This window comes from Diaphorobacter sp. LI3, from assembly GCF_022807955.1.
GTDB lineage: Bacteria > Pseudomonadota > Gammaproteobacteria > Burkholderiales > Burkholderiaceae_C > Diaphorobacter > Diaphorobacter nitroreducens.
In genome coordinates, this window is sequence record NZ_CP094346.1 from 1,211,163 (window position 1) to 1,236,742 (window position 25,580).

29 protein-coding genes are annotated in these 25,580 nt (G+C 66.9%); 17 read left to right on the plus strand and 12 right to left on the minus strand.

Annotated elements, in window-relative coordinates; genetic code table 11:
• Positions 1–3: 3 nt before the first annotated feature.
• The 3 genes from MRB47_RS05640 to MRB47_RS05650 all read right to left on the minus strand — a co-directional run bounded on the left by MRB47_RS05640 (position 4) and on the right by MRB47_RS05650 (position 1,569).
• Positions 4–543: a cytochrome C oxidase subunit II gene (locus MRB47_RS05640; protein ID WP_252102145.1), complete on the minus strand. Its 540-nt coding sequence runs from the start codon at positions 541–543 to the stop codon at positions 4–6.
• Positions 544–555: 12 nt separating this feature from the next.
• A complete protein-coding gene (locus MRB47_RS05645) occupies positions 556–711 on the minus strand; it encodes a hypothetical protein (RefSeq protein WP_252102146.1) in 156 nt (51 codons plus the stop codon).
• Positions 712–951: 240 nt separating this feature from the next.
• Positions 952–1,569: a uracil-DNA glycosylase family protein gene (locus tag MRB47_RS05650; protein WP_252102147.1), complete on the minus strand. Its 618-nt coding sequence runs from the start codon at positions 1,567–1,569 to the stop codon at positions 952–954.
• Between the two features lie 79 nt (positions 1,570–1,648).
• Between MRB47_RS05650 and MRB47_RS05655 the strand changes: the two genes are divergently transcribed.
• The 8 genes from MRB47_RS05655 (at position 1,649) to MRB47_RS05690 (ending at position 9,076) form a co-directional block, all read left to right on the plus strand.
• On the plus strand, positions 1,649–2,947 hold the full coding sequence (locus MRB47_RS05655) for a replication-associated recombination protein A (protein WP_252102591.1): 1,299 nt from the start codon (positions 1,649–1,651) through the stop codon (positions 2,945–2,947).
• A gap of 199 nt (positions 2,948–3,146) precedes the next feature.
• A complete protein-coding gene (locus MRB47_RS05660; protein ID WP_252102148.1) occupies positions 3,147–4,076 on the plus strand; it encodes a branched-chain amino acid ABC transporter permease in 930 nt (309 codons plus the stop codon).
• A 13-nt stretch (positions 4,077–4,089) separates the two neighbouring features.
• Positions 4,090–5,166 (plus strand): ABC transporter permease subunit, encoded by a 1,077-nt coding sequence (locus MRB47_RS05665; RefSeq protein ID WP_252102149.1) that lies wholly within the window; start codon positions 4,090–4,092, stop codon positions 5,164–5,166.
• Positions 5,167–5,187: 21 nt separating this feature from the next.
• A complete protein-coding gene (locus MRB47_RS05670) occupies positions 5,188–5,970 on the plus strand; it encodes an ABC transporter ATP-binding protein (protein WP_252102150.1) in 783 nt (260 codons plus the stop codon).
• 2 nt (positions 5,971–5,972) lie between these two features.
• Positions 5,973–6,704, plus strand: a complete 732-nt coding sequence (locus MRB47_RS05675; RefSeq protein ID WP_252102151.1) for an ABC transporter ATP-binding protein — start codon at positions 5,973–5,975, stop codon at positions 6,702–6,704.
• Positions 6,705–6,823: 119 nt separating this feature from the next.
• Positions 6,824–7,186, plus strand: coding sequence for a DMT family protein (locus tag MRB47_RS05680; protein ID WP_011806478.1), 363 nt, complete (start codon positions 6,824–6,826; stop codon positions 7,184–7,186).
• Between the two features lie 172 nt (positions 7,187–7,358).
• Entirely contained in the window at positions 7,359–8,006 is a 648-nt protein-coding gene (locus MRB47_RS05685; RefSeq protein ID WP_252102152.1) for a DUF47 domain-containing protein, read from the plus strand.
• Between the two features lie 59 nt (positions 8,007–8,065).
• Complete coding sequence (locus MRB47_RS05690) at positions 8,066–9,076, plus strand: inorganic phosphate transporter (protein ID WP_011806476.1); 1,011 nt, start codon at positions 8,066–8,068, stop codon at positions 9,074–9,076.
• Between the two features lie 121 nt (positions 9,077–9,197).
• On the opposite strand, the gene MRB47_RS05695 is transcribed toward MRB47_RS05690, so the two are convergent.
• Both MRB47_RS05695 and MRB47_RS05700 read right to left on the minus strand, forming a co-directional pair.
• Entirely contained in the window at positions 9,198–9,644 is a 447-nt protein-coding gene (locus tag MRB47_RS05695; RefSeq protein WP_252102153.1) for a TM2 domain-containing protein, read from the minus strand.
• Between the two features lie 22 nt (positions 9,645–9,666).
• The gene (locus tag MRB47_RS05700; protein ID WP_220637837.1) at positions 9,667–10,188 is read right to left on the minus strand and encodes a GNAT family N-acetyltransferase; all 522 of its coding nucleotides are present in this window, start codon (positions 10,186–10,188) and stop codon (positions 9,667–9,669) included.
• Between the two features lie 127 nt (positions 10,189–10,315).
• On the opposite strand from MRB47_RS05700, the gene rpsP reads away from it, so the two are divergent.
• The 6 genes from rpsP (at position 10,316) to MRB47_RS05730 (ending at position 14,379) form a co-directional block, all read left to right on the plus strand.
• A complete protein-coding gene (gene rpsP, locus MRB47_RS05705) occupies positions 10,316–10,567 on the plus strand; it encodes a 30S ribosomal protein S16 (RefSeq protein ID WP_011806473.1) in 252 nt (83 codons plus the stop codon).
• Between the two features lie 88 nt (positions 10,568–10,655).
• Entirely contained in the window at positions 10,656–11,228 is a 573-nt protein-coding gene (gene rimM / locus MRB47_RS05710) for a ribosome maturation factor RimM (RefSeq protein WP_252102154.1), read from the plus strand.
• Positions 11,229–11,246: 18 nt separating this feature from the next.
• A complete protein-coding gene (gene trmD, locus MRB47_RS05715; protein ID WP_172208091.1) occupies positions 11,247–12,014 on the plus strand; it encodes a tRNA (guanosine(37)-N1)-methyltransferase TrmD in 768 nt (255 codons plus the stop codon).
• A gap of 113 nt (positions 12,015–12,127) precedes the next feature.
• Complete coding sequence (rplS, locus tag MRB47_RS05720; RefSeq protein WP_011806470.1) at positions 12,128–12,511, plus strand: 50S ribosomal protein L19; 384 nt, start codon at positions 12,128–12,130, stop codon at positions 12,509–12,511.
• A 77-nt stretch (positions 12,512–12,588) separates the two neighbouring features.
• Complete coding sequence (locus tag MRB47_RS05725; protein WP_411275731.1) at positions 12,589–13,314, plus strand: CoA pyrophosphatase; 726 nt, start codon at positions 12,589–12,591, stop codon at positions 13,312–13,314.
• Positions 13,315–13,392: 78 nt separating this feature from the next.
• A complete protein-coding gene (locus MRB47_RS05730; protein ID WP_123675847.1) occupies positions 13,393–14,379 on the plus strand; it encodes a CobD/CbiB family protein in 987 nt (328 codons plus the stop codon).
• A 65-nt stretch (positions 14,380–14,444) separates the two neighbouring features.
• On the opposite strand, the gene rsgA is transcribed toward MRB47_RS05730, so the two are convergent.
• From rsgA to MRB47_RS05745, 3 genes are read right to left on the minus strand one after another with little or no spacing between them, the layout of a single operon-like run.
• On the minus strand, positions 14,445–15,413 hold the full coding sequence (rsgA, locus tag MRB47_RS05735; protein WP_041838880.1) for a ribosome small subunit-dependent GTPase A: 969 nt from the start codon (positions 15,411–15,413) through the stop codon (positions 14,445–14,447).
• A 4-nt stretch (positions 15,414–15,417) separates the two neighbouring features.
• On the minus strand, positions 15,418–15,756 hold the full coding sequence (locus MRB47_RS05740) for a 4a-hydroxytetrahydrobiopterin dehydratase (protein ID WP_088886185.1): 339 nt from the start codon (positions 15,754–15,756) through the stop codon (positions 15,418–15,420).
• Positions 15,753–17,066 carry a M48 family metallopeptidase gene (locus MRB47_RS05745; RefSeq protein ID WP_252102155.1) on the minus strand — a complete coding sequence of 438 codons (1,314 nt, stop codon included), beginning with the start codon at positions 17,064–17,066 and terminating at the stop codon, positions 15,753–15,755. Before MRB47_RS05745 ends, MRB47_RS05740 begins: the two co-directional genes overlap by 4 nt.
• Before the next feature lie 38 nt (positions 17,067–17,104).
• Between MRB47_RS05745 and orn the strand changes: the two genes are divergently transcribed.
• Entirely contained in the window at positions 17,105–17,683 is a 579-nt protein-coding gene (gene orn / locus MRB47_RS05750; RefSeq protein ID WP_088886186.1) for an oligoribonuclease, read from the plus strand.
• Positions 17,684–17,965: 282 nt separating this feature from the next.
• Positions 17,966–19,861, plus strand: a complete 1,896-nt coding sequence (locus MRB47_RS05755) for a DEAD/DEAH box helicase (RefSeq protein WP_252102156.1) — start codon at positions 17,966–17,968, stop codon at positions 19,859–19,861.
• 276 nt (positions 19,862–20,137) lie between these two features.
• On the opposite strand, the gene MRB47_RS05760 is transcribed toward MRB47_RS05755, so the two are convergent.
• The 4 genes from MRB47_RS05760 to MRB47_RS05775 form a co-directional block, all read right to left on the minus strand.
• Positions 20,138–21,373: a multidrug effflux MFS transporter gene (locus tag MRB47_RS05760; protein ID WP_252102157.1), complete on the minus strand. Its 1,236-nt coding sequence runs from the start codon at positions 21,371–21,373 to the stop codon at positions 20,138–20,140.
• Between the two features lie 180 nt (positions 21,374–21,553).
• A complete protein-coding gene (locus MRB47_RS05765) occupies positions 21,554–22,042 on the minus strand; it encodes a copper chaperone PCu(A)C (RefSeq protein WP_123675851.1) in 489 nt (162 codons plus the stop codon).
• 93 nt (positions 22,043–22,135) lie between these two features.
• Positions 22,136–22,528 carry a DUF2946 family protein gene (locus tag MRB47_RS05770; protein WP_252102158.1) on the minus strand — a complete coding sequence of 131 codons (393 nt, stop codon included), beginning with the start codon at positions 22,526–22,528 and terminating at the stop codon, positions 22,136–22,138.
• 77 nt (positions 22,529–22,605) lie between these two features.
• Positions 22,606–23,346 (minus strand): Crp/Fnr family transcriptional regulator, encoded by a 741-nt coding sequence (locus MRB47_RS05775; protein ID WP_252102159.1) that lies wholly within the window; start codon positions 23,344–23,346, stop codon positions 22,606–22,608.
• Between the two features lie 75 nt (positions 23,347–23,421).
• On the opposite strand from MRB47_RS05775, the gene MRB47_RS05780 reads away from it, so the two are divergent.
• Positions 23,422–25,575, plus strand: coding sequence for a TonB-dependent receptor family protein (locus MRB47_RS05780; protein WP_252102160.1), 2,154 nt, complete (start codon positions 23,422–23,424; stop codon positions 25,573–25,575).
• Positions 25,576–25,580 lie beyond the last annotated feature (5 nt).

Consider the following 25,580-nt stretch of genomic DNA (forward strand, 5'->3'; position numbering starts at 1 on the left):
GCTTCACTTCACGTAGATGCGGCCCACCATCTCGTGGTGGCCTATGCCGCAATACTCGTTGCAGACGACGGAGAAGGTGCCGGACTCGTTGGGGGTGACCTTGATCACATGCTCATATCCGGGCACGACCTGAATGTTGATGTTGGTGGGCTGCAGCGAAAAGCCGTGGTTGTAGTCCATGGACGTCAGGTGGAGCTTGTAGGTCTTGCCTTTTTCCAGCTCCAGGATCGGCCACCAGTTCCACAGGCGGCCGATCATGTAGACATCGGCGCCTTCGGGCGGCGCCACCACGGGGATCTTTTGCTCGAGCTCTGTGCGCACGGTGTACTTGTCAACAACGGCCTGGGCACGCTCGGCGAACTTGGCCGGCTCCACCTTGTAGGTTTCGGTGGCCAGGTTCTGCTTGCCGTAGATGTGCCAGCCCACCATCATGAAGAACATGACCATGCACCAGACAAAGGAAATGATGATCCAGACGGCCTCGACGCGGTCGAGGGGGTGTTTCCACCACAACCTCTCGGCGGGGGGGAGTATTGCGCTCATGGGTCGCTCCTCTTATTTGGCCAGGGGAATGGTCAGGATGTCTAAAACTCCCCATAGGTTGTAAACAACCATCGGGATCATCACACCCAAAAACAGCAGCACGAACGGGCTATCGAGCAACTGCTGCATGAGCGGAACGCTCTCGTTCTCATCATCATGGTGGCTCATGGTCTTCTCCTTTAAAAGGCTTATCAGCAGCTGGATTCTTGACTGTTATGCTGGGTTGACCCATGAACTATGTCAAGGTTTGGCAGCAGGGCGAGTCAAGGGAAAACCCTTGCATTTCGGTCTGGTAACGCCCAATGCATGGCGCGCAATTTCCGTGCTTTACGTCTGAGGACGCATCTTTTTGCCGCCTGGTGCGGCGGCGACCGGGCTTGCCGAAGATCAACCTTCGGTTGATCTATATCAACCGAAGGCGTTATCGGACTTGCCCTGTGGCGCCAGCAATGCGCCGACGCGTGTGCGTACCCGCGGCAGCAGCTCTGCCTCAAACCATGGGTTGCGCTTGAGCCAGCCGTTGTTGCGCGGGCTGGGGTGGGGCAGGGCCACGGCCCGCGGCCAGTGGCGTTGCCAGTTCTGCACGGCCTGGGTCACGCCGTCCCGTTCATCGGGCATGTGCCAGGCCAGGGCGTACTGGCCCAGCACCACGGTGAGAGCGATATGGGGCAGATGCGCCAGCAGCTGCGCGCGCCAGGCCGGCGCGCATTCGGGGCGTGGCGGGGCGTCGCCGGAGGCGCCCTTGCCGGGGTAGCAAAAACCCATGGGCAATATGGCCACCAGCGCTGGGTCGTAGAACTGGTCCGGTGTCAGCCCCAGCCAGTCGCGCAGGCGCTGGCCGCTGGCGTCGTCAAACGGTATGCCCGAGGCATGCACCTTGCGCCCCGGTGCCTGGCCGGCGATCAACAGGCGTGCGCTGCGGCCGGCCTGCAGCACCGGCCGCGGGCCCAGCGGCAGGTGGGGCGCGCAAATCGTGCAGGCACGCACGCGGCGCAGCAGGGCATCGAGCGATTCGTGGCGGGCCATGGAGTCTTTCGGTGCGCGCCATTGTCGGGCATGGGCGGATTTGCCCGCTACCATCAACCATTCGCCCGTTGCCATGTCCATGAATCCTGTCGCCGCCCACCAACCCCTGGCCGAACGCCTGCGGCCGCACTCGCTGGGCGAGGTCATAGGCCAGCAGCATGTGCTGGGGCCGGGCATGCCGCTGCGCCTGGCCTTCGAGTCGGGCCGGCCGCACAGCTGCATCCTGTGGGGGCCGCCGGGCGTGGGCAAGACGACGATTGCGCGCCTCATGGCCCAGGCCTTCGATGCGCAGTTCATCAGCATCAGCGCCGTGTTGGGGGGCGTGAAGGACATACGCGACGCGGTGCAGCTGGCCGAAGGCGCGGCGAGCGGCCTGATGCCGCAGCGCACCATCGTCTTCGTCGATGAGGTGCACCGCTTCAACAAGAGCCAGCAGGATGCCTTTTTGCCGCATGTGGAAAGTGGCCTGTTCACCTTTGTCGGCGCGACCACCGAGAACCCCTCGTTCGAGGTCAACTCGGCCCTGCTGTCGCGCGCCGTGGTCTATGTGCTGCAGCCGCTGGCGCCCGACGATTTGAAGCAGATCGTGGCCAAGGCGCAGGCGCTGCAAGCCCTGCCAGCTATTGAAAATGAAGCTGTAGAGCGCCTGGTGGCCTATGCCGACGGCGATGCGCGCCGCCTGCTGAACACGCTGGAAACACTGGCCATCACGGCGGCCCAAGCCGGCATTGCGCGCATCGAGGACGCCTGGGTGGTGCGCGTGCTGGGCGAGCGCATGCGCCGCTACGACAAGGGCGGCGAGCAGTTCTACGACACCATCAGCGCGCTGCACAAGTCGGTACGCGGCTCCGACCCCGACGCGGCGCTGTACTGGCTGGTGCGCATGCTCGACGGCGGGGCCGATCCGCGCTACATGGCGCGGCGCATCGTGCGCATGGCCTGGGAGGACATCGGCCTGGCCGACCCGCGCGCCATGCAGCTCGCCAACGAGGCCGCGCAGACCTACGAGCGGCTCGGAAGCCCCGAGGGCGAGCTGGCCCTGGCCCAGGCCGTGCTCTACCTGGCCGTGGCGCCCAAGAGCAATGCCGGCTACATGGCCTACAACAAGGCGCGCGCCTTCGTGAAGCAGGACGGCACCCGCCCCGTGCCGCTGCACCTGCGCAATGCGCCCACGCAGCTCATGAAGCAGCTGGACTATGGCAAGGGCTACCGCTATGCCCATGACGAGGAGGGCGGCTTCGCGGCCGGCGAGAGCTACCTGCCCGAGGGCATGGATGCCCCCTGTTTTTACGCTCCCGTGCCGCGCGGCCTGGAGATCAAGATCGGCCAGAAGCTCGAAGAGTTGCGCGCCCGCAACGCCGCCGCAGGGCCCAAATAGGTGTTTGCTTGCCAGCAAAGCCAGGGAAAATACCGCCCCGCCTGTCCGCTGGTGCTGGTAAAGCCGTGACAAAATTCTTCACCCAACCCGCGCAGACCTTTGGCTCGCGGGTTTTTTGGTAAACGGCAGACGGGCCCACAAGGCTGCACCGCGCATTGGTGCCTGCTGCTGGGAACGTCAACACAAAGGACTTTTTGTTATGGACATCTTGCTGCAACAGATCATCAACGGTCTGGTTCTCGGCAGCATGTACGCCTTGATAGCCCTGGGCTACACCATGGTGTACGGCATCATCCAGCTCATCAACTTCGCGCACGGCGAGGTGCTCATGATCGGGGCGCTGACCAGCTGGAGCTGCATCGGACTGATGCAGGACGCCATGCCGGGCGCGCCGGGCTGGCTCATCTTGCTGATCGCCACGGTGATTGCCTGCGTGGTGGCCGCCGCGCTGAATTTCACGATCGAGAAGGTGGCCTACAAGCCCTTGCGCAACAGCCCGCGCCTGGCGCCGCTGATCACCGCCATCGGCATGTCCATCCTGCTGCAGACCGTGGCCATGATCATCTGGAAGCCCAATTACAAGCCCTATCCCACGCTGCTGCCGGCCACGCCGTTCCAGATCGGCGGCGCGGTGATCACCACCACCCAGGTGCTGATCCTGGGGGTGACGGTGCTGGCGCTGGCCTCCATGGTGTATCTGGTGGGCTATACCCGGCTGGGCCGGGCCATGCGCGCCACGGCGGAAAACCCGCGCGTGGCGGCGCTCATGGGCGTCAAGCCCGACATGGTGATCTCGGCCACCTTCATCATCGGTGCCGTGCTGGCGGCCATTGCCGGCATCATGTGGGCGGCCAACTACGGCACGGCGCAGCACACCATGGGCTTCTTGCCGGGGCTGAAGGCCTTCACCGCGGCGGTGTTCGGCGGTATCGGCAACCTGACGGGCGCCGTCGTCGGCGGCATTTTGCTGGGCCTGATCGAGGCCATCGGCTCGGGCTACATAGGCGCGCTCACCGGGGGCGTGCTGGGCAGCCACTACACCGACATCTTTGCCTTCATCGTGCTCATCATCATCCTCACGCTGCGACCCTCGGGCCTGCTGGGGGAACGTGTGGCCGATCGCGCCTGAGGAGGGTCAGAACATGAAAAACAACAAGATCCAATGGATCCTGGGCGGCATCGCCCTGCTGGTGTTGCCGCTGGTGCTGCAGTACTTTGGCAACGCCTGGGTGCGCATCGCCGACCTGGCGCTGCTGTACGTGATGCTGGCCCTGGGCCTGAACATCGTGGTCGGCTACGCCGGCCTGCTGGATCTGGGCTATGTGGCCTTCTACGCCGTGGGCGCCTACATGTTCGCCCTGCTGGCTTCGCCCCATCTGGCGGAGAACTTCGCCTGGTTTGCGCAGCATTTCCCGAATGGCCTGCACCTGTCGCTGTGGGCGGTGATTCCGCTGGCCCTGGTGCTGGCGGCCTGCTTCGGGGTGCTGCTGGGCATCCCGGTGCTCAAGCTGCGCGGCGATTACCTGGCCATCGTGACGCTGGGCTTTGGCGAGATCATCCGCATCTTCCTGAACAACCTGGATCATCCGGTGAACATCACCAATGGACCCAAGGGCATAGGCCAGATCGACTCGGTGAAGATCTTCGGCTTGGATCTGGCGCGGCGCCTGGAGCTGTTCGGCTTCACCATCAACTCCGTCACGCTGTACTACTACCTGTTCCTGGCGCTGGTGCTGATCACCATCGTCATCTGCTACCGCCTGCAGGACTCGCGCATCGGCCGCGCCTGGATGGCCATCCGCGAGGACGAGATCGCCGCCAAGGCCATGGGCATCAACACGCGCAACATGAAGCTGCTGGCCTTCGGCATGGGGGCCTCGTTCGGCGGCGTGTCGGGCGCCATGTTCGCGGCGTTCCAGGGCTTTGTCTCGCCCGAGTCCTTCAGCCTGATGGAGTCGGTGATGATCGTCGCCATGGTGGTGCTGGGCGGCCTGGGTCATATCCCGGGCGTGATCCTGGGCGCGGTGCTGCTGTCCGCGCTGCCCGAGGTGCTGCGCTACGTGGCCGGCCCGCTGCAGGCGATGACCGACGGGCGGCTGGACTCGTCCATCCTGCGCCAACTGTTGATCGCCTTGGCCATGATCATCGTGATGCTGCTGCGCCCGCGGGGCCTGTGGCCCGCGCCCGAGCATGGCAAGAGCCTTGCGCAGAAGTCCTGACACCACCGGTAGAGCAACAACATGGCAGATACATCGAAAGACGTGGTGCTGAAGGTCGCGGGCATCTCCAAGCGCTTTGGCGGCCTGCAGGCCCTGTCGGGCGTGGGCATCACCATTCAACGAGGCCAGGTCTACGGCCTGATCGGGCCCAACGGCGCCGGCAAGACGACGTTCTTCAACGTCATCACCGGCCTGTACACGCCCGATACGGGCTCGTTCGAGCTGGCGGGGCGGCCCTATGAACCCACGGCGGTGCACAAGGTGGCCCAGGCCGGCATTGCGCGCACCTTCCAGAACATCCGCCTGTTTGCCGAGATGACGGCGCTGGAGAACGTGATGGTGGGGCGGCATATCCGCACCCACTCGGGCCTGTTTGGCGCGGTGCTGCGCACCCAGGGCTTCAGGCAGGAAGAGGCCGCCATCGCCAAACGCGCCCAGGAACTGCTGGAGTACGTGGGCATAGCCAAGTACGCCGGCTTCAAGGCGCGCACGCTGTCCTATGGCGACCAGCGCCGCCTGGAGATCGCGCGCGCCCTGGCCACCGAACCACAGCTCATCGCGCTGGACGAGCCGGCCGCCGGCATGAACGCCACCGAGAAGCTGCAGCTGCGCGAGCTGATCGACCGCATCCGCAAGGACAACCGCACCATCTTGCTCATCGAGCACGACGTGAAGCTGGTGATGGGACTGTGCGACCGCGTCACCGTGCTGGACTATGGCAAGCAGATCGCCGAGGGCACGCCGGCCGAGGTGCAGAAGAACGAAAAAGTGATCGAGGCTTACCTGGGCACGGGGGGGCACTGAAAATGGCCGATACAACCAACAAGAAAGTACTGCTGAAGGTCAGGGGCCTGAAGGTGGCCTATGGCGGCATCCAAGCCGTCAAGGGCGTGGACATGGAGGTGCGCGAGGGCGAACTGGTCACATTGATCGGCTCCAACGGCGCCGGCAAGACCACCACCATGAAGGCCATCACCGGCACCTTGGGGCTCAACGATGGCGACATCGAGTACCTGGGCCAGAGCATCAAGGGCCGCGGCGCCTGGGATCTGGTCAAGCAGGGCCTGGTGATGGTGCCCGAGGGGCGCGGCGTGTTCGCGCGCATGACCATCACCGAAAACCTGCTCATGGGCGCCTACACGCGCGACGACAAGGCGGGCATTGCCGCCGACATCGAAAAGATGTTCACCATCTTCCCGCGCCTGCGCGAGCGCAAGGACCAGCTGGCGGGCACCATGTCCGGTGGCGAGCAGCAGATGCTGGCCATGGGCCGCGCGCTGATGAGCCAGCCCAAGGTGCTGCTGCTGGACGAGCCCTCCATGGGCCTGTCGCCCATCATGGTGGACAAGATCTTCGAGGTGGTGCGCGACGTGTATGCCCTGGGCGTGACCATCGTGCTGGTGGAGCAGAACGCCAGCCGCGCGCTGGCGATTGCCGACCGCGGCTACGTGATGGAGTCCGGCCTGATCACCATGGCCGGCGGGGGACGGGATCTGCTCAGCGATCCGCGCGTGCGCGCCGCCTACCTGGGGGAGTGAAAGGGCGGCCGCTGGCCGCTGGACCAGGCACCGCTGCGGCGGTGCTTTGTTTTTTATAGCTACCAGCGCTTGATGGATATGCGCTAGAGTGTGATTTGGCTTGTAAAATCCGCCGCGCCATGCACGCTCTGCAATCCCTGCCCATCCCCCTCCAGACTATCCTGCTGCTGGTTGCCAGCAACATCTTCATGACCATGGCCTGGTACGGCCACCTGAAGAACCTGGCCACGGCCCCGTGGTACGTGGCGGCGCTGGTGAGCTGGGGCATCGCCCTGTTCGAATACCTGTTGCAGGTGCCGGCCAACCGCATTGGGCATACGCAGTTCAGCGTGGGGCAGCTCAAGATCATGCAGGAGGTGATCACGCTGACGGTGTTCGTGCCCTTCGCCGTGTTCTACCTGAACGAGCCGCTCAAATGGGACTACCTCTGGGCGGGTTTGTGCCTCGTCGGGGCGGTGTACTTCATCTTCCGCAGCGCGTAGGAGCCGAGCCGCGCAGGCCCTGCCGGGGGGCGCCGGTCTCTGCGCATCCGCTTTGACCTGGTGCGCCGGGCGGCTGTCTGGCGCCGGTTAAACTCGCGGTTTTCGCAGATTTGTCACATCTTGGTCATCTCTGCGTCACATATACCGCCAGAAGGTTCGATCAGGAGTCGGCATGTTGTTTGGAAAGCTGTTGCCCCGCGAGGGCAATTTTTTCGAGATGTTCAACCAGCATGCAGACCGCATCGTCGAGGCCGCGCGGGCGTTCTCGCAACTGGTGGCGAACTACAGCGACACCCACCTGCGCGACCAGTACAACCAGGACGTGGACAACGCCGAGCGCGCCGCCGACCGCGTGACGTCCGAGGTCAACCGCACGCTGCACAAGACCTTCATCACGCCCATCGACCGCGAGCAGATCCACTCGCTGATCAACACCATGGACGACGTGGCCGACCTGATCCAGGATTCGGCCGAGACCATGGCGCTGTACGACATCCGCCACATGACGGATGAAATCACGCGCCTGACGGACCTGAGCGTCAAGTGCTGCGAGCGCGTGCGCGACGCCGTGAAGCTGCTGTCGCGCATTGCCGATCCGGCCGTGGCCGAGGCCGCGCTCAAGACCTGCGAGGAAATCGACCGCCTGGAGGGCGACGCCGACCGCGTGCTGCGCAGCGCCATGAGCAAGTTGTTCCGCGAGGAGCCGGACGTGCGCGAGGTCATCAAGCTCAAGGCCATCTACGAGCTGCTGGAGACCATCACCGACCGCTGCGAAGACGTGGCCAACCTCATCGAGGGCATCATCCTCGAGAACTCCTGAGGCGCGGCCGCAGGCCTGCGCTTCGCATCCCTGGCAGGGCTCGCCCCCTCATTCCCAGCATGGAAACAGTACAAACCGCCCTGTGGATCGTGGTCGTGCTCGTGGCGCTCGCCATCGTGTTCGACTTCATGAACGGGTTCCACGACGCCGCCAACTCCATTGCCACCGTGGTCTCCACGGGCGTGCTCAAGCCCACGCAAGCCGTGGTCTTCGCGGCCTTCTTCAACTTCGTCGCCATCTTCGTGTTCCACCTGAGCGTGGCGGCCACCATCGGCAAGGGCATCGTGGACCCGAGCGTGGTGGACACCCACGTGATCTTCGGCGCGCTGGTGGGGGCCATCACCTGGAACGTCATCACCTGGTACTACGGCATCCCCAGCAGCTCATCGCATGCACTGATCGGCGGCATCGTGGGCGCGGTGATCGCCAAGACCGGCGCGGGCGCACTGGTGGCCAGCGGCATTTTCAAGACCGTGGCCTTCATCTTCGTGTCGCCCATGCTGGGTTTCCTGCTGGGCTCGTTGATGATGCTGATCGTGGCCTGGGTCTTCCGTCGCACCAGTCCGAACCGCGTGGACAAGTGGTTCCGCCGGCTGCAGCTCGTCTCCGCCGGGGCCTACAGCCTGGGCCACGGCGGCAACGACGCGCAAAAGACCATCGGCATCATCTGGCTGCTGCTGATCGCCACGGGCTACGCCTCGGCGGGCGATGCCTCGCCCCCCATGTGGGTCATCATCTCGTGCTACGCGGCCATCGGCATGGGCACCATGTTCGGCGGCTGGCGCATCGTGAAGACCATGGGCCAGAAAATCACCAAGCTCAAGCCCGTGGGGGGCTTCTGCGCCGAGACCGGCGGCGCGATGACGCTGTTCATCGCCACTGCGCTGGGCATCCCCGTGTCCACCACCCACACCATCACGGGCGCGATCGTGGGCGTGGGTTCCACCCAGCGCGCCAGCGCCGTGCGCTGGGGCGTGGCCGGCAACATCGTCTGGGCGTGGATCCTGACCATCCCCGCCAGCGCCTTCGTGGCGGCGATCGCCTACTGGGTGAGCCTGCAGCTCTATTGACGACCTTCGCGGGCGGCCTTTGCGCCGTAGTGCGCGGCGCCCGCGATCTGCCAGGCTGGAGTGGTATTGCTATCGTTTGAGTAGCTGCTGGCGCCTGTCCATCAAGCGCTGGATCCTGATTTCATTGTGAAATCTTGCGCGCTTCCTCGATCTGGTATTCGAAGTAGCGCTGGAAGCTGAAGGCAATGCTGGCCATCAGCACGGCCGTGCCCACCAGCAGCGATGTCGCAATGGCAAACACCGTGAACCAGTGCGTGCGCCCCGGCGCGGCGTCGGGCACCGCAGCGGGGTTGAAGCGCGCGTTCCACCGCTCGGGCGTCATCAGACCGTAGAGAATCGCGCGCAGTGCGCAGCCTGCGATCGTGAATCCCAGCAGCGGAATCAGCATCCAGCTCAGTTGGTCGTCCTGCCCCCATTGCTGCACGCGCTGGATGCCGTACACGCCCAGGGCCGTGGGGATCGGCAGCAGCCAGCCGATCCAGTCGCTCAGTCCGTGCAGGTAAAAGCGGTGCAACCCCAGCGGGCCGCCCAGGAACGCCAGCCACGCGGCAACAGTCTTGTTCTTCATGGCCGCGATTATTGGCGCGCCTTCATTCGGGGGCGGTGGTATCGCCCGCGCCCAGGGGCTTTTCCATGAGCACGATGTCGCGCCAGGCGCCGAACTTCCAGCCCACGGAGCGCATCACGCCCACGTCGGTGAAACCTGCGGCCCGGTGCACGCCGATGGAACCCGCATTGGCCGAGTCGCCGATCACTGCCAGGAGTTTGCGCACGCCGGCGGCCTCGGCCTGCATGGCGAGGGCCTCCAGCAACTGCCGTCCCAGGCCCCGGCCGCGTGCCGCGTCGGCGATGTAGATCGAATCCTCGGCCGAGAAACGGTAGGCAGGGCGGGGCTTGAACCAGTTGCAGTAGGCAAAGCCCAGGACCTGACCCGCTTCTTCGGCCACCAGGTAGGGCAGGCCCTTGGCCAGCACATCCGCGCGCCGCGCCGCCATGTCCTGCGCCGTGGGCGGGTCGATCTCGAAGGTGCCCGTGCCGTGCAGCACGTGGTGGGTGTAGATGGCGGTGATGGCGGCGACGTCTTCGTCCCGGCTGGCGCGGATGAGGGGCATCTTTTCTGTGTTGTGGATATAATCGCGGACTTTGCAGCGTGTCGCTGGCCGGGTGGCCAAGTCGCGTGTCTCAAACGCCGCAAAACAGAGCGCAGCCACTGCTGTGTAACCACCCGAAGGATTCATTATGGTCGTGATTCGACTCTCCCGCGGCGGCTCCAAGGGCCGTCCGTTCTTCAACATCGTCGTTGCCGACAAGCGCGTGCGCCGCGACGGCCGCTTCATCGAGCGCCTGGGCTTCTACAACCCTTCCGCCAAGGAAGGCGAAGAAGGCCTGCGCATCGCCCAGGACCGCCTGACGTACTGGAAGGGCGTGGGTGCACAACCCTCTCCCACCGTGGACCGTCTGATCAAGCAAGCCGCCCAGAAGGCCGCCTGATCGTTCGCACTCCCGAAAAGGGCGGGCTCCGTTGGTGCAACTGACGGACCCCGCCTTTTTCTTTGCCTCACCATCGCATCCCGCCGCCATGCCTCAGCTGCCTGTCCTGGAAACCGCCGAACTGCCCTCCGACGCCGTGGAGGTGGGCCGCATCACCGATGCCTGGGGCGTGAAAGGGTGGTTCAAGGTGCTGCCCTACAGCAGCAACCCCGAGGCACTGCTCGCCGCCAAGTCCTGGCTGTTGCAGCCGGCGGAAAAGGGCGCCAAGAGTTTTTTCGCTGGCACCGTGCTGCTGCCCATCCGGCAGGCGCGCACGCATTCGGACTCGGTGGTCGCCTGGGCACAGGGTGTGGACGACCGTGACGCAGCAGAGGCGCTGCGCGGCGCGCGCATCTTCGTGCCCCGCGCCAACTTCCCCGCGGCGGGCGATGACGAGTACTACTGGGTGGACCTGATCGGCCTGCCTGTGGTCAACCGCGAGGGCGTGGCGCTGGGCACCGTGCGCGACCTGCTGCCCACGGGGCCGCAGACCACGCTGGTGCTAGCCTACGAGCACGAAGGCAAGCCGCACGAGCGCATGATTCCCTTTGTGTCGGCCTATGTGGACAAAGTGGACCTGGCGGGGCGCTGCATCACCGTGGACTGGCAACCCGACTATTGAGGCGGCTGTCCGCGTGCCATGCGTTTCGATGTCATCACCCTGTTTCCCGAGCTGTTCGAGCCGTTTCTTGCCAGCGGCGTGACGCGGCGCGCCTACGCGTCGGGCCAGGTAGCGGTGCGGCTGTGGAACCCGCGCGACCATGCGGAGGGCAACTACCGCCGCGTGGATGACCGGCCCTTTGGCGGCGGCCCCGGCATGGTCATGCTGGCCGAGCCGCTGGCGCGCTGCCTGGCCGCCATCCGCGCCGATCGCGCCGAGGGCGAGCAGGCGCGGGCGCCCCTGGTGCTGTTCTCCCCCATTGGCCGCCGGCTGGACCATGCCGCGGTGCAGGACTGGTCCGCCGGCGCGGGTGCCATCTTGCTGTGCGGACGCTACGAGGGCGTGGACCAGCGTTTCATCGACGCCTACGTGGATGCGCAGATCAGCCTGGGCGACTTCGTGCTTTCGGGCGGCGAGATCGCGGCCATGGCGCTGCTGGACGCCGTGGCGCGCCTGCAGCCGGGTGTGTTGCACGACGAGGGCAGCCACCAGCTCGACAGCTTCAATCCCGCGCTGGACGGGCTGCTGGACTGTCCGCACTACACGCGCCCCGAGGAATGGGCCGGGCGCGCCGTTCCCGCGCCGCTGCTGTCTGGCCACCATGCGCAAATCGAGCGCTGGCGGCGCGATCAGCGCCTGCTCATCACTGCGCGCCACCGCCCGGACCTGCTGCAGGCCGCGCGCGAGCGCGGGCAGCTCACGCGCGCGGACGAGGCCCTCTTGGCGCAAAACGCAAGCTTGCTATAATCGCCTGTTCTCGATCCTCTGGCCGGCCGCTGTGGGCCTGAACCATAGCCACAAAGGCGCCAATAGGGGCGCCCTGCCAATCCTGGCGCGGACATGATCGTCGGAAACCAACCATGAACCTGATCCAGATCCTCGAGCAGGAAGAAATCGCCCGCTTGAACAAGACCATTCCCTCGTTCGCGCCTGGCGACACCGTCATCGTGAACGTGAACGTGGTGGAAGGCACCCGCAAGCGCGTGCAGGCCTACGAAGGCGTCGTGATCGCCAAGCGCAACCGTGGCCTGAACAGCGGCTTCACCGTGCGCAAGATCTCCAGCGGCGAAGGCGTGGAGCGCACGTTCCAGACCTACAGCCCGCTGATCGCCAGCATCGAAGTGAAGCGCCGCGGCGACGTGCGCCGCGCCAAGCTGTACTACCTGCGCGAGCGCAGCGGCAAGTCGGCACGTATCAAGGAAAAGCTGCCTTCGCGCGTCAAGGCAGCTGCAGTGGCCGCATAAATACGGCTGCGCTTCCCGCGCGACTCGAAACCGCTACAGTGCGAAAGCCTGTAGCGGTTTTTTCTTTTTTGACCCCCGTGAGTTCTCATCGTCCTGTCGGCGCGTCCTCTGCGGCGGCCCTGCCTTCGCTGTCTTCGCTGCCTCACTTCGATCCGCGCACCGTGCCGCTCGTAGGGGTGGACGACCATTTACCCGCCGTGCCCCCGCATGCGCAGACGCCGGAGGCACTGCGACTGCGCTTTGCCGCGCCGCCGCCCTGGACGCCTGAGGTGCAGCGCGAGAAGAAGTTCGCGGAACGCGAGCCCGCGCACGCCGCCGTCCTCGTGCCGATCGTGCTGCGCGATCGGCCCACGGTATTGCTCACCGAGCGCACGGCGCACCTGTCCACGCATTCCGGCCAGGTGGCCTTTCCGGGGGGGCGCACCGATCCCGAAGACCGCGATGCCGCCGCCACCGCGCTGCGCGAGGCGCAGGAGGAGGTGGGCCTGGAGCTGCACTGGGTCGAGGTGCTGGGCAACCTGTCGATGTATGTGACGGGCACCTCGTTCCTCGTCACGCCGGTGGTCGCGCTGGTGCGGCCGGGCTTCGCGCTCCAGCCTAACCCGTACGAGGTGGCTGACGTGTTCGAGGTGCCGCTGGACTTCCTGCTCAACCCCGCGCACCACGAGCGCCATCGGCTGCAGTGGCAAGGCGCGCAGCGCGAATGGTTCGCCATGCCCTACCAGGACGGCGCGACGACGCGCTACATCTGGGGTGCCACGGCCGGCATGCTGCGCAACTTCTACCGCTTCATGATGGCCTGAAGGGGGGCGCCGCAGCGAGGCTGCCGCGCTGTCGCCCGTGGTGTTGGGCCTTGTAACAAGCGCCAGTATGATTGCCGCATGAGTTTCTTTGCCATCCTGTTCGCATTGCTGATCGAGCAGGCGAGACCGCTCGCGCGCAGCAACCCCATCCATGCCGGACTGCGTGCCTGGGCGGTGTCGGTGAACCGCAACTTCGACGCGGGGCAGTCGCACCACGGCTGGGTGGCCTGGGGACTGGCCGTGCTGGTGCCGCCGCTGGTGGTGTTGGCGGTGCACCTGGCGCTGCTGCACTGGCTGGGGTGGCCGTTCGCCCTGGTCTGGAACGTGGCCGTGCTCTACGTGACGCTGGGCTTTCGCCAGTTCAGCCACCATTTCACGGGGATACGCGACGCGCTGGAGGAGGGCGACGCGGCCGATGCGCGGGCGCGTCTGGCCCAGTGGAAGCAGGTGGAGGTGAGCGAGCTGCCACGCAGCGAGATCGTGCGCCACGTGATCGAGTACTCGGTGATTGCGGCGCACCGCCATGTGTTTGGCGTGCTGGCGTGGTTCTCCATCCTTGCGGCGCTGGGGTTGGGCCCGACGGGGGCGGTGCTCTACCGCCTGGCAGAGTTCGTGTCGCGCTACTGGGGCGCGCGTGCGCGCGAGACGACGCAGCCGCCCAGCGAGTCGCTGCAGCAGGCCGCGGCCCAGGCATGGACGGTGATCGACTGGCTTCCCGCACGGCTGACGGCGTTGTCTTTTGCCGTGGTGGGCAGCTTCGAGGAGGCCATCGAGGGCTGGCGCTTCCACGCACAGCGCTTCCCCAACGACAACGATGGCGTGGTGCTGGCGGCAACCGCCGGGGCCATCAATGTGCGCCTGGGCGGCGAGGCGCTGCGCAGCCGCGCAGGTGCGCAGGTGCAGCCGGGCTTCGAGGTGGACGCCGACATTGGCGACAGCGACAGTACTCCTGGCCGCGAGCCCGAGGTAGGCCACCTGCGCAGCGTGGTGGGGCTGGTGTGGCGCTCGGTCGTGGTGTGGATGCTGCTGCTGGCCTTGCTCACCTTCGCGCGGCTGCTGGGGTGATGCTCCTTATTTAATAGCTTTCGGCGCTTGCTGAATAAGCGCGAAAGCCACTTTTCGCTTCAAACTCAGTAGGGGCTCTCGCTCAACTCCGCAAACAACTCGCCATAGATGCGGTAGCGCTGGGGGCTGATGGCCTGCGCGTCTTGTTCGTCGCGCACCTGGGCCTGCACCGCGCACCCGGGCTCGTGCAGGTGGGTGCAGTTGTAGAAGCGACAACCCTCGGCATGGGCTGCGATGTCGGGCATGTAGCGCGCCAGGTCGGTGGGCGCGAGGTGGCGCAATCCAAATTCCTGAAAGCCGGGCGAATCGATGAGCGCCGTGGTGCGCTGCGGGTCGATCCAGTACAGCGTGGTGGTGGTGGTGGTGTGGCGGCCCGAATTGAGGGCCTGCGAGATCTCGCCCGTCTGCGCCGAGGCGCCGGGCACCAGCAGGTTGACCAGCGTGCTCTTGCCGGCGCCCGAGGGGCCCAGCACCAGCGTGGTCTTGCCGGCCAGCAGGTGCATCAGCATGTCGCGGTCCACCGCCCCCGATTCGCTGAGTGACAGCGGCAGCACGCGGTAGTGGTGCTGCGTGTCCTGCTCGCCCCCCATATGGCGGTAGGGCCACAGGCGCTCCCAGGCGCGCGCGAACGGCTCGACCAGGTCGCTCTTGTTGAGCGCGATCAACGGCGTGATGCGCGCCGCTTCTGCGGCGATGAGAGCGCGCGCGAGTTGGCTTTCGGAGAACACAGGCTCGGCCGCGATCAGGATCAGCACCTGGTCCAGGTTGGCGGCGAACGACTTGGTGCGCACCTCGTCCTGGCGGTACAGCAGGTTGCGCCGCTCCAGCACCTTTTCGATGGTGCCCTCGTCGCCATGGCCGCGGCCCTGGCCGGGCGCGGCGGGCTGCCACAGCACGCGGTCGCCCACCACGGCCTGGCTCTTCTTGCCGCGCGGATGGCAGATGCGGCGCTCGCCGCCCGCGCTCTCCACCACGCAATGGCGGCCGTGGCTGGCGACCACCAGGCCTTCAAGGCGCGCAGGGGCTTGGGCCATGGGCTCAGGGTGCGAGCAGTGCATCGATGCGCGTCGCGCAATCGATGTCGGTCGCCGAAATGCCGGCCACATCATGCGTATTCAGGCGCACCACGCAGCGGCCGTAGTGCACCGACAGATCCGGGTGGTGGTCCTGCGCATGGGCAATGAAGGCCACGGCATTCACGAAGGCCATGGTCTCGTGGTAATTGGCGAAGCGGTAGGTCTTCTCGATGGCGACATCGGCGCCGTCGCCGGACAGTTGCCAGCCCGGCAGATCGACCAGTTTTGCTACTATTTCAGTAGCTGTGAGCGCGCGCCTGGTTTGTGTGGACCAGTCTTTCTTGGGGAACATCGAATTCATGGCTGCAAGGCCACGGGCAGACGCGCCAGGCGCTCCGTGGCGGGAGGGTGGGAGTAGTAGAACTTCGCAAACACCGGATCGGGCGTGAGCGTGGAGGCGTTGTCTTCGTAGAGCTTGAGCAGGGCGGTCGCCAGGTCGTCGCCGCTGCTCTGGGCCGCAGCGTAGGCATCGGCCTGGAACTCATGGCGCCGCGAGAGCTGCGCCAGTACGGGCGTGACGAACAGCGTGAACACGGGCGCTGCAAGTAGGAACAGCAGCAGCGCCAGCGCGTCGTTGGGCGCGGCGCCGGGCACGCCCGGCAGCATCAGGTTGGGTTGCACGCCCAGGCCCGTGTAGAACCACGCGCGCGTGGACAGCCAGCCCAGCAACGCAAAGCCCGCTAGGCTGATGGCGAACATGCCGACCAGGCGCCGCGTGATGTGCTTGTGCTTGAAGTGGCCGAGTTCGTGCGCGAGCACGGCTTCCACTTCGCCGGGCGACAGCTGTTTGAGCAGCGTGTCGTAGAACACCACGCGCTTGGCCTTGCCCACGCCGGTGAAATAGGCGTTGGCGTGCGCGCTGCGGCGGCTGCCGTCCATCACGAACAGGCCCTTGGCTGCGAAGCCGCAGCGCTGCATCAGCGCGGTGACGCGCGCCTTGAGCGATTCGTCCTCCAGCGGCTGGAACTTGTTGAACAGCGGCGCGATGAACAGCGGGAAGACCACCATCAGCAGCAGATTGAAGCCCATCCACGTGCCCCAGGCCCACAGCCACCACAGCGGTCCGGCGGCGCCCATGAGCCACAGGATCAGCGCCGCGATCGGTAGGCCGATCACCGCGCCCAGCAGCGTGGACTTGAGCAGGTCGGCCAGCCACAGGCGCGGGGTCATCTGGTTGAAGCCGAAGCGCTGCTCGATCACGAAGGTCTGGTACAGCGCGACGGGCAGGTCGATGGCACCCCCGATGAGCACGAAGCAGGCCAGCAGCGCCAATTGCTGCAGCATGCCACCGCCCAGCCAGGACAGCAGCGCCTGGTTCAGCGCATCCAGCCCACCCAGCAGCGTCCAGCCCAGCACCACGGCGGTAGCCAGCGCCATTTCCAGCAGGCCGAAGCGCGCCTTGACAATGGTGTAGTCGGCCGCCTTCTGGTGCGCGGCGAGCGGAATGCGGTGGGCGAAGGCCGTGGGCACGGCGCCGCGGTGCTGCGCCACGTGGCGGATCTGGCGTGTGGCCAGCCACAGGCGCAAGGCAAGGCCTGCGAGCAGCAGTCCGGCGAACACCAGTGTGGTCAGGTGGGATGGCGAGAGGAGGGAGGCGGAAGGAGGCTGCATCTGCGCGCGAGTTTAGGCCATCGGCGACAATTCCCGGCATGTCTGACACTGCCAACCCTACTGCTCCCGCGCTTGCCAAATCCGACCAGAACCTCGTCTGGCTGGACTGTGAAATGAGCGGCCTCAACCCCGAAACCGAACGCCTGCTGGAGATCGCCGTGGTCGTCACCAGTGCCGACCTCACGCTGCGCGTCGAAGGGCCGGTCTTCGCCATCCACCAGGCGGACGCGGTGCTGGACGGCATGGACGCCTGGAACAAGGGCACGCATGGCCGCAGCGGCCTCATCGACAAGGTGCGGGCCTCCACGATCACCGAGGCCGATGCCGAGCGCGAGCTGCTCGCCTTCCTGTCGCGCTATGTACCCAAGGGCGTGGTGCCGATGTGCGGCAACAGCATTGGGCAGGACCGGCGCTTCCTGGTGAAGTACATGCCCAAGCTGGAGGCGTTCTTCCACTACCGCAATGTGGACGTGAGCACGCTGAAGGAGCTGGCCAAGCGCTGGAAGCCTGAGGCCTACAGCTCGTTCAAGAAGGCGCAGCGCCACACGGCCCTGGCCGATGTGCACGAATCCATCGACGAACTACTGCACTACCGCACGCATCTGCTGGCCGTTTGATCCCCGTTTGCGGGAAAACCCGAATCGTGCGACAATCGCAGGCTTGCGTGAAAACGACCCCCAAACCCGACTGAAGGTTTGGCCGCATCGCGCAGCCCTTGCGCATCTCCCTTCTCACAATGGGTTGCGGGCCTTGAACGGTTTCCAGCGTTCCAGTGCCTGCGTCAATGACCCACCCGCCCAGCTCTCACTGCTGGTGCAGGTTTCGTTGGATGGTTGATGTTTTGATGAACCACTGACGAAGCCGCCGCGGGTTGCACCCGCGCGCTTCATACATACGACATGACAGACACCATGCACGTGCAGGGCGAGATCGCGCCTGCCCAATCCCCTATGGCCGCTTCGATTGAGGCGCCTGTTTCTCCTACCACCGCCGCGCCCGCTCTGCCCGCCGGCTTCATCGAACTGGGCCTTGCGCCCGAACTGGTGCAGGCTGTGGCCGACCTCGGCTACACCGAGCCCACGCAGGTGCAGACTCGCGCGATTCCCTTGGCCATGGGCTCGGGCGATGACGCGAGCTTCATCGATCTGATGGTCTCCAGCCAGACTGGCAGCGGCAAGACTGCGGCCTTCCTGCTGCCCGTGCTGCACACGCTGATCCGCCAACAGGCCGAGGCCGAAGTCGCCGAGCGCGCCGCCTTCGAGCGCGCCGCCGCCGAGGCGGCCGCGCGTGGCGAGGCCCCCCCAAAGCGCCCCAAGCGCAAGAACCCCACGCAGGCGCGCAACTTCAAGGCGGCGACGCCCGGTGCGCTGGTGCTGTGCCCCACGCGCGAACTGGCGCAACAGGTGGCGCACGATGCCATCGATCTGGTCAAGCACTGCAAGGGCCTGCGCATCGCCAACGTGGTGGGTGGGATGCCCTACCAGTTGCAGATCGCCAAGCTGCAGAATGCCAACCTGGTGGTGGCGACGCCGGGCCGCCTGCTGGACCTGCAGCGTTCGCAGCAGATCAAGCTGGACCAGGTGCAGTTCCTGGTGGTCGATGAGGCCGACCGCATGCTGGATCTGGGCTTCTCCGACGACCTGGCCGAGATCAACCAGCTCACCGCCCAGCGCAAGCAGACCATGATGTTCAGCGCCACCTTCGCGCCGCGCATCCAGCAGCTCGCCATGCGGGTGATGCACGACAACGGCGCGTCGGTGAAGAAGATCCAGATCGACACGCCGCAGGAAAAGCACGCCAACATCAAGCAGATGCTGTACTGGGCCGACAACGCGCAGCACAAGCGCAAGCTGCTGGACCACTGGCTGCGCGATGCCTCCATCGACCAGGCCATCGTGTTCGCCAGCACCCAGGTGGAGTGCGATGGTCTGGCCAATGACCTGCAGCAGGAAGGTTTCAGTGCCGTGGCTTTGCACGGCGCCCTGAGCCAAGGCCTGCGCAACCGCCGCCTGATGGCGCTGCGCAATGGCCAGGTGCAGATCCTGGTGGCGACCGACGTGGCCGCGCGCGGCATCGACGTGCCGACCATCACCCACGTCTTCAACTTCGGCCTGCCCATGAAGGCCGAGGACTACACGCACCGCATCGGCCGTACGGGCCGCGCCGGCCGCGACGGTTTGGCCGTGACCTTTGCCGAGTTCCGCGACCGCCGCAAGATCTTCGACATCGAGGGCTACAGCCGCCAGCAGTTCAAGGCCGAGGTGGTCGCGGGCCTGGAGCCTACCCAGCGCTTCCCGCAAGGTGGCCGTGCCGACTTCGGCGGTCGTGGCGGGCGTGATGGTCACCGTGGCCCGCGCGAGCAGCGCTTTGGCCGCGGCGGCAGCGAGCGCGGCTTTGGTGATCGTGGTGGCTATGGCGACCGTGACCCACGTGGCAGCTTCGGCGACCGTGGCAGCTTCGGCGACCGTGGCGGCTTCAATGACCGTGGCGGCTTTGCCGACCGCGGCCCGCGCGGCGCAGCCCCTCGCTCTGGCGAGGGCTATGGCGCACCGCGCGGTGGCGATCGTGGCAACAGCTTCGGCGGCCGCCGCGACGGTGAAGGCTATGGCCGCAAGAGCGGGTTTGGCGAAGCCTCCCGGTTTGGCGACGCCGGCCGCCATGGTGGTGGCCGCGGTGACGCTGCAGCACCCCGCGCAGACTTTGGCCGCAAGCCCGCGTTTGCCAAGCCGCAGGGCGCGGGCAAGCCGTTCGTACCCCACGGCGCCGGCAAGCGCCCGGCGCGCAACGACCGCTAAGCCGGCAGCGCGGATCCCATGACAAGCCAGCCCTCTCGTCCAGGGCTGGCTTTTTTATTGTGTGCCAACTCCCCGCGAAGCGCACCGGGGCCGCGCAGGAGATCAACAACCCGTTCGTCCGGGCCGGGGCCGTGGACCTCTCGGAGGGCAGGCTGTTGCGGCTTGAGGGGCGAGTTGGTGGGTGCACCGACCCGGCCCGGCGAGTAGATGCAGAAGCTGCACGACTGCGGCGCCAGGGGCGCCGGTCGCCGCGGCACACGGGGCCGCGCGCCGCTCTCAGCCCACGTGCATGGTGTGGCGGCCGATGTCTGGCCAGCGGTGGTGCAGGTAGATCCAGGACACCAGCCCCACCAGCATCAGCAGCAGTGAGGCCGCCGCCAGCGCCAGGGCCGAATGCATGACCAGCGGCGCCACTACGCCCGCCACCAGGCCGTTGGCCGTGGCGCCCACGAACGCCTGCATCGACGAGGCCATGCCCCGGCGCTGCGGGCACAGGTCCAGCACCAGCAGCGTGACCACGGGCACCATCAGGGCCCAGCCGAACGAGAAAATGCCGATGGGCCACAGCGCCCACGACACATGCGGCGCCAGCGCCAGGTTGGCGCCCAGGTTGAGCAGCGCCATCGTCAGCATGATCACGAAGCCGTGGCGGATCTGGCGCTTGGGCGGGATGCGACCGGCCAGCCGGCCGCTGGCCCAGGCGCCGCCCATGATGCCGGCGATGTTGATCACGAAGAACCAGAAGAACTCCGTGGGCCCCAGGCCCAGCAACTCGCCCAGGAAGGCCGGGGCCGACAGCACGTAGAGGAACATGCCGTTGAACGGCACGCCGCTGGCCAGCGCCAGCAGGATGAAGCGTGGGCTGGTGCCCAATTCCCAATAGCCGCGCAGCAGGTGGCCCATGTGGATCGGCTGGCGCTTGTGCGCGGGCAGCGACTCGGGCAGCAGGCGCCAGTTGGCCACCCACAGCAGCACTCCCACGCCCGTCAAAAACCAGAACACGCTGTGCCAGCCCAGGTGCACCGACAGCCAGCCGCCTACGATGGGCGCGATGGCCGGCGCCACGCCGAAGAAAATCGTCACCTGCGCCATGACGCGCTGCGCCTGCGTGGGCGGGAACATGTCGCGGATCACGGCGCGCGACACCACGATGCCTGCGCCGGCCGACAGGCCCTGCAGCGCCCGGAACGCTACCAACTGTCCGATGCTCTGCGACAGTGCGCAGCCCAGGGAAGCGAGCGTGAAAACGGCCAGGCCCCACAGCACCACGGGCCGACGCCCGAAGCTGTCGGACAGGGAGCCATGGAACAACGTCATGAAGGCGAACGCGAACAGGTAGGCCGACAGCGTCTGCTGCATCTGCACCGGTGTGGCCTGCAGCGCGCCCGCGATGGCGGGGAAGGCGGGCAGGTACGTGTCGATGGCGAACGGCCCCACCATGCCCAGCAGAGCCAGTAGGATGGCCAGTGCCCAGCGCGGCGCGCGCCACAGGTGTTCCGCGTCAGAGTGCATGGTGTGGGAAATCGGGGGAGGGCGCGCAACGCAGGCGCCGTGCAAAGCGCCGCATTATCGGCCAACCCCCTCGTCCGCGCCCGCGATGGGTGCGTGTGGAAGCTATGCTATTGATAGCTGTCAGCGCTTGCTGCGCAAGCGCTAGAGGTCTAAAAAGCCTTCGGCCGTACTGGATGAGCCTCAATGGCCGCCGTGCGGCTTGCCATGGCCCATGGCCGGCGCGGCCGTGGCGCTGACAGCGCGCACGGGCGCCTGCAACTCCTGTGTCGTGCGTTGGCCGTCCTTGGCTTCGAAAACCAGCGTCAGGGGCACGGTCGAGCCTTGGGCGACGGGCTGCTTCAGGTCCAGCAGCATGATGTGGTAGCCGCCGGGCTTGAGTTCCACGGCTTGGCCGGCTGGCAGATCCAGCGCGGGCAGCGGGCGCATCTTCATCACGTTGTCCACGAGCTTCATTTCATGGACTTCGGTGACGCCGGCCACCGGGCTGCTGGCGCTGACCAGGCGGGCATCCTGCGCGGCCGTCAGGCGCATGAAGGCGCCGGTGGCCTTCTGCTGCGGCACCGTGGCGCGCACCCAGGCGTCCTGCACGGTGACCTGGGCGTGGGCTGCGCCGGCCACGAGCAGGGTGGCGGCGATGGCGATGCGGGAGACGAGCGATTGGGAGAACATGAAAAATCCTTGAATAAACGATGGGGCAGGCGGGCAGCGCTGCCGTGGTATGCGAGAAGAGTGCGGGTGCACGGTGGCCCGTGCCCGCCGTTTTCAAAACGGTGCGAGGGCGAGTGGCGCCGCCGGCGGGGCGCGCGGCGGGAAAGGCGCGCGGCTGAGCGCCGGTACATGGGTCTGGCGCACCACATCCGCAGATGGGACATGCGGGAGCTGCTGCAGGCCGCGCCACGGGGGTGCATCCAGAGCGGGCAGCAGGGGCGGCAGGCACAGGGCGCAGTCCAGCGCATGCGCGGGGTGGGAGGCATCGTTGGTGCCCACCGCGCTGTTGCCGCCGGCGGCAACCCAGCGCTCCTCGCCCGAGGCAGTGCAGACGCGCTCTAAATGGCCTGCCTGCACGAAGGGCGCTGCCGTCGCCACGCCCAGCGACACGGCAAAGCACGCCAACAACAGGCGTGCCAGGTGACGGGCGTTGCGCAGGATGTGCATGGTGGGCGCATTATCGGTGGGTGAGGGCGCTCCGGCCAGCCGCCAGCCACGCGAGTTGCGGCCCTGTGGCCAGGGCGTCAGAACGTGCGCGTGGCGGGCGCGGCGAGTTGACGCAGCTGGTGCGCATTGCACAGGCGCCATGTACGCCGTTCGCCGCGGATCCAGCCTTTGGCCTGCCACTGGGCAAGCAGGCGGTTCAGCGTCTCGGCGCGGATGCCCAGGCGCGCCGCCAGGTGCCGCTGGCTGGTGGGCAGCTCGACCGGCTCGCCGCCCTCGCTGCACCGCGCCACCAGGTAGGCGGCTAGGCGCTGCTGCGCATTGCTGCTGGTGAGCCAGTCCACCTCGTTCACGCAGTGGTACAGGCGCAGGCTCAGCGATTCCAGCAGCCGCAGCGCCAGCAGCGGGTGGCGCTCGCACGCCGTGCGCAACGCCTGCCGGGGAATGCGCCAGACCCGCGTGGCGCCTTGCGCGCGCGCCGTCATCGGATAGAGCCCGTGCGGCATGAACATGGCCGCCTCCGCCACCCACTGTCCGGGGGTGAAACAGTGCAGCATGCGCTCCTCGCCCGTGGCGTCATAGCGCAGCACTTCCACGGCACCCTGCGCCACCAGCAGGCAGTGGCAGGCGGCTTCGCCTTCGTGGAACAGCGTTTCCCCATCAGAGTGCGTGCGCGCGAGGGCATGCTGGGCCAGATCCTGCAATGCCGGCGCCGGCAAGCCCTGCAGCAGCGCGTTCGTGCCCAACAGGCTGCTCGCCTCTCTGAAGCCGCTCTGTTGCGCGTCCGCCGCGCCGGCCGGGGTCGCGTTGATAAAAGTCATTTCATATTCCGGTTATGTGGTGGCATGCTTTGAGAATACGAATGAATCGCATTTATTTCAAATTCTCTCACTTTCATGCCGCCGCACCACCTTCCTTCCCTTCGCTCCAGTCTTCGTGCATGGACCCGCACGACGGCCCCCGCCCTGGCGCTGCTGTGCCCGCTGGCGATGGCGGCCGAGCCTGCTCCGGCGCAACTGCCCACGGTGACCGTGCGTGCCGAGGGCGATGCCGAAGCGGCCGCGCCGCTGCGCCCCTCCGTGGCGGCGGAGCAGCAGCGCCTGGACCGCGTTCCCGGCGGCTCCAACCTGGCCACTCCGCAGCAGGAGACGCGCCTGGCCACGCTGCGCGACGCCCTGGACTACCAGCCGGGCATCGTGATCCAAGACTTCTTTGGTGCCACGGACCAGCCGCGCCTGTCCATACGCGGGTCGGGCATCCAGAGCAACCCGCTGAACCGCGGCGTGCTGCTGCTGCAGGATGGACTGCCGCTGAACGACGCCGATGGCTCCTTCATCATCGGCCTGGTGGAGCCGCGCAATGCCGCGTTGGTCAGCGTGCGCCGCGGCGCCAACACGCTCACGCCGGGCGCGACCACGCTCGGGGGAGAGCTGGACTTCCAGTCGCTCACGGGCGCCGACGAGCGGGGCCGCGTGCGCACCGAGGTGGGCAGCTTTGGCCGCCAGGCGCTGCATGGCGCGGTCGGCCTGCAGGGCGCGCAGTGGGATGGGCGCATCAGCGTGAGCGGCGACCGCTACGACGGCTACCGCCACCATTCGGCGTCGCAGCGCGATGCGCTGCATGCCAACGTGGGGTTCCAGGCCGCCGGCGGGTTCGAGAACCGCACCTACCTGTCGTGGACCGATCTGGACTTCGACATCCCCACCGTCGTGCCCAAGGACCGCGTGCGCACCCAGCCGCGCGGTGTGATGGGCGACGGCGCCACGCCGCAGGACCAGCTGCTCAACGTCTACCGCCGCGACCCGCGCCGTGAAGCCACGCAGCTGCGCCTGGCCAACCGCTCGCGCTGGGGTGACGATGCGCTGCGCCAGGAGCTGGGCATCTACTGGCAGGACACGGACGACCTGTTCAACAACCAGACCAGCTACACCATCACCCGCAGCCGCACTGCAGGTGCGCAGTGGCAGGCCAGCGGGCAGACGGCCGGTCCCCTGGCCTGGCGCGCGGCGCTGGGCTGGTCGCGCAGCCGCATGGACCGCGATCTGGATGCCACCAGCCCCGTGAACGGGGCAGCGCTGCAGCGCTTTGGCGCCTATGACCTCACGGCCGACAACCTGCAGGCGCTGCTGGCGGCCGACTGGCGCCTGGCGCCGGCATGGACGCTGGTCGGTCAGTGGGGCTGGAGCCACCAGACACGCGACGCCGCCAGCCGCCTGGACGGCCGCACGCTGCAACAGCAGTGGAGCTTTTCCACGCCCAAGGTGGGGGTGAACTGGACGCCCACCCCGGCCGTGCGCTGGTGGGCCAACTTGAGCCGCAGCCAGGAGGCGCCCACATTCTGGGAGATCGTCTCCGCCACCGTGGCGCCCAACGCGCCCGCGGCGGCCAGCAGCGAGCTGGTGCGACTGGACCTGCAGCGCGCCACCACCTTCGAGGTCGGCGGGCAAGGCCGCTGGGGCGAGGGTGCCCGTGCGCTGCACTGGACGGCCGCCGTGTACCGCAGCCAGGTGGCCGGCGAACTCATGAGCACCACCGATGCCAACGGCATCAAGGTGGGCACCTACAACTACGCCGGCGGCACGCGCCACCAGGGCGTGGAGGCAGGGCTGTCGGGGAGTTGGCCGCTGGGCATGGGCGCACTCGACTGGCGTGGCTCCTGGACGTACAGCGACTTCCGCTTCAAAGACGGCATCTACGCCGGCAACCGCATCGCCGGCGTGCCGCGCCACCTGATCAATGCCGAGGTGCTGTGGCGCGTCGCCACGGGTGCGGGTGTCTGGCGCATGGGTCCCAGCCTGCGCTGGATGCCCACCGACACGCCCACCGACCACGCCAACACCGCCGGCAGCGAGCAGGACGCCTACGCGCTGCTGGGCTTCAAGCTGGAATGGAAGAGCGGCCCCTGGACGTCCTACCTGCAGGCCGACAACCTCACCGACCGGCGCTACGCCAGCAGCTATGCCATTCGCAACCACGCCACGGCCGCGCAGCCGGGCTACCTGCCGGGCCTGGGCCGCAACGTGGCGGCGGGCGTGAGCTACCAGTTCTGAGGGTG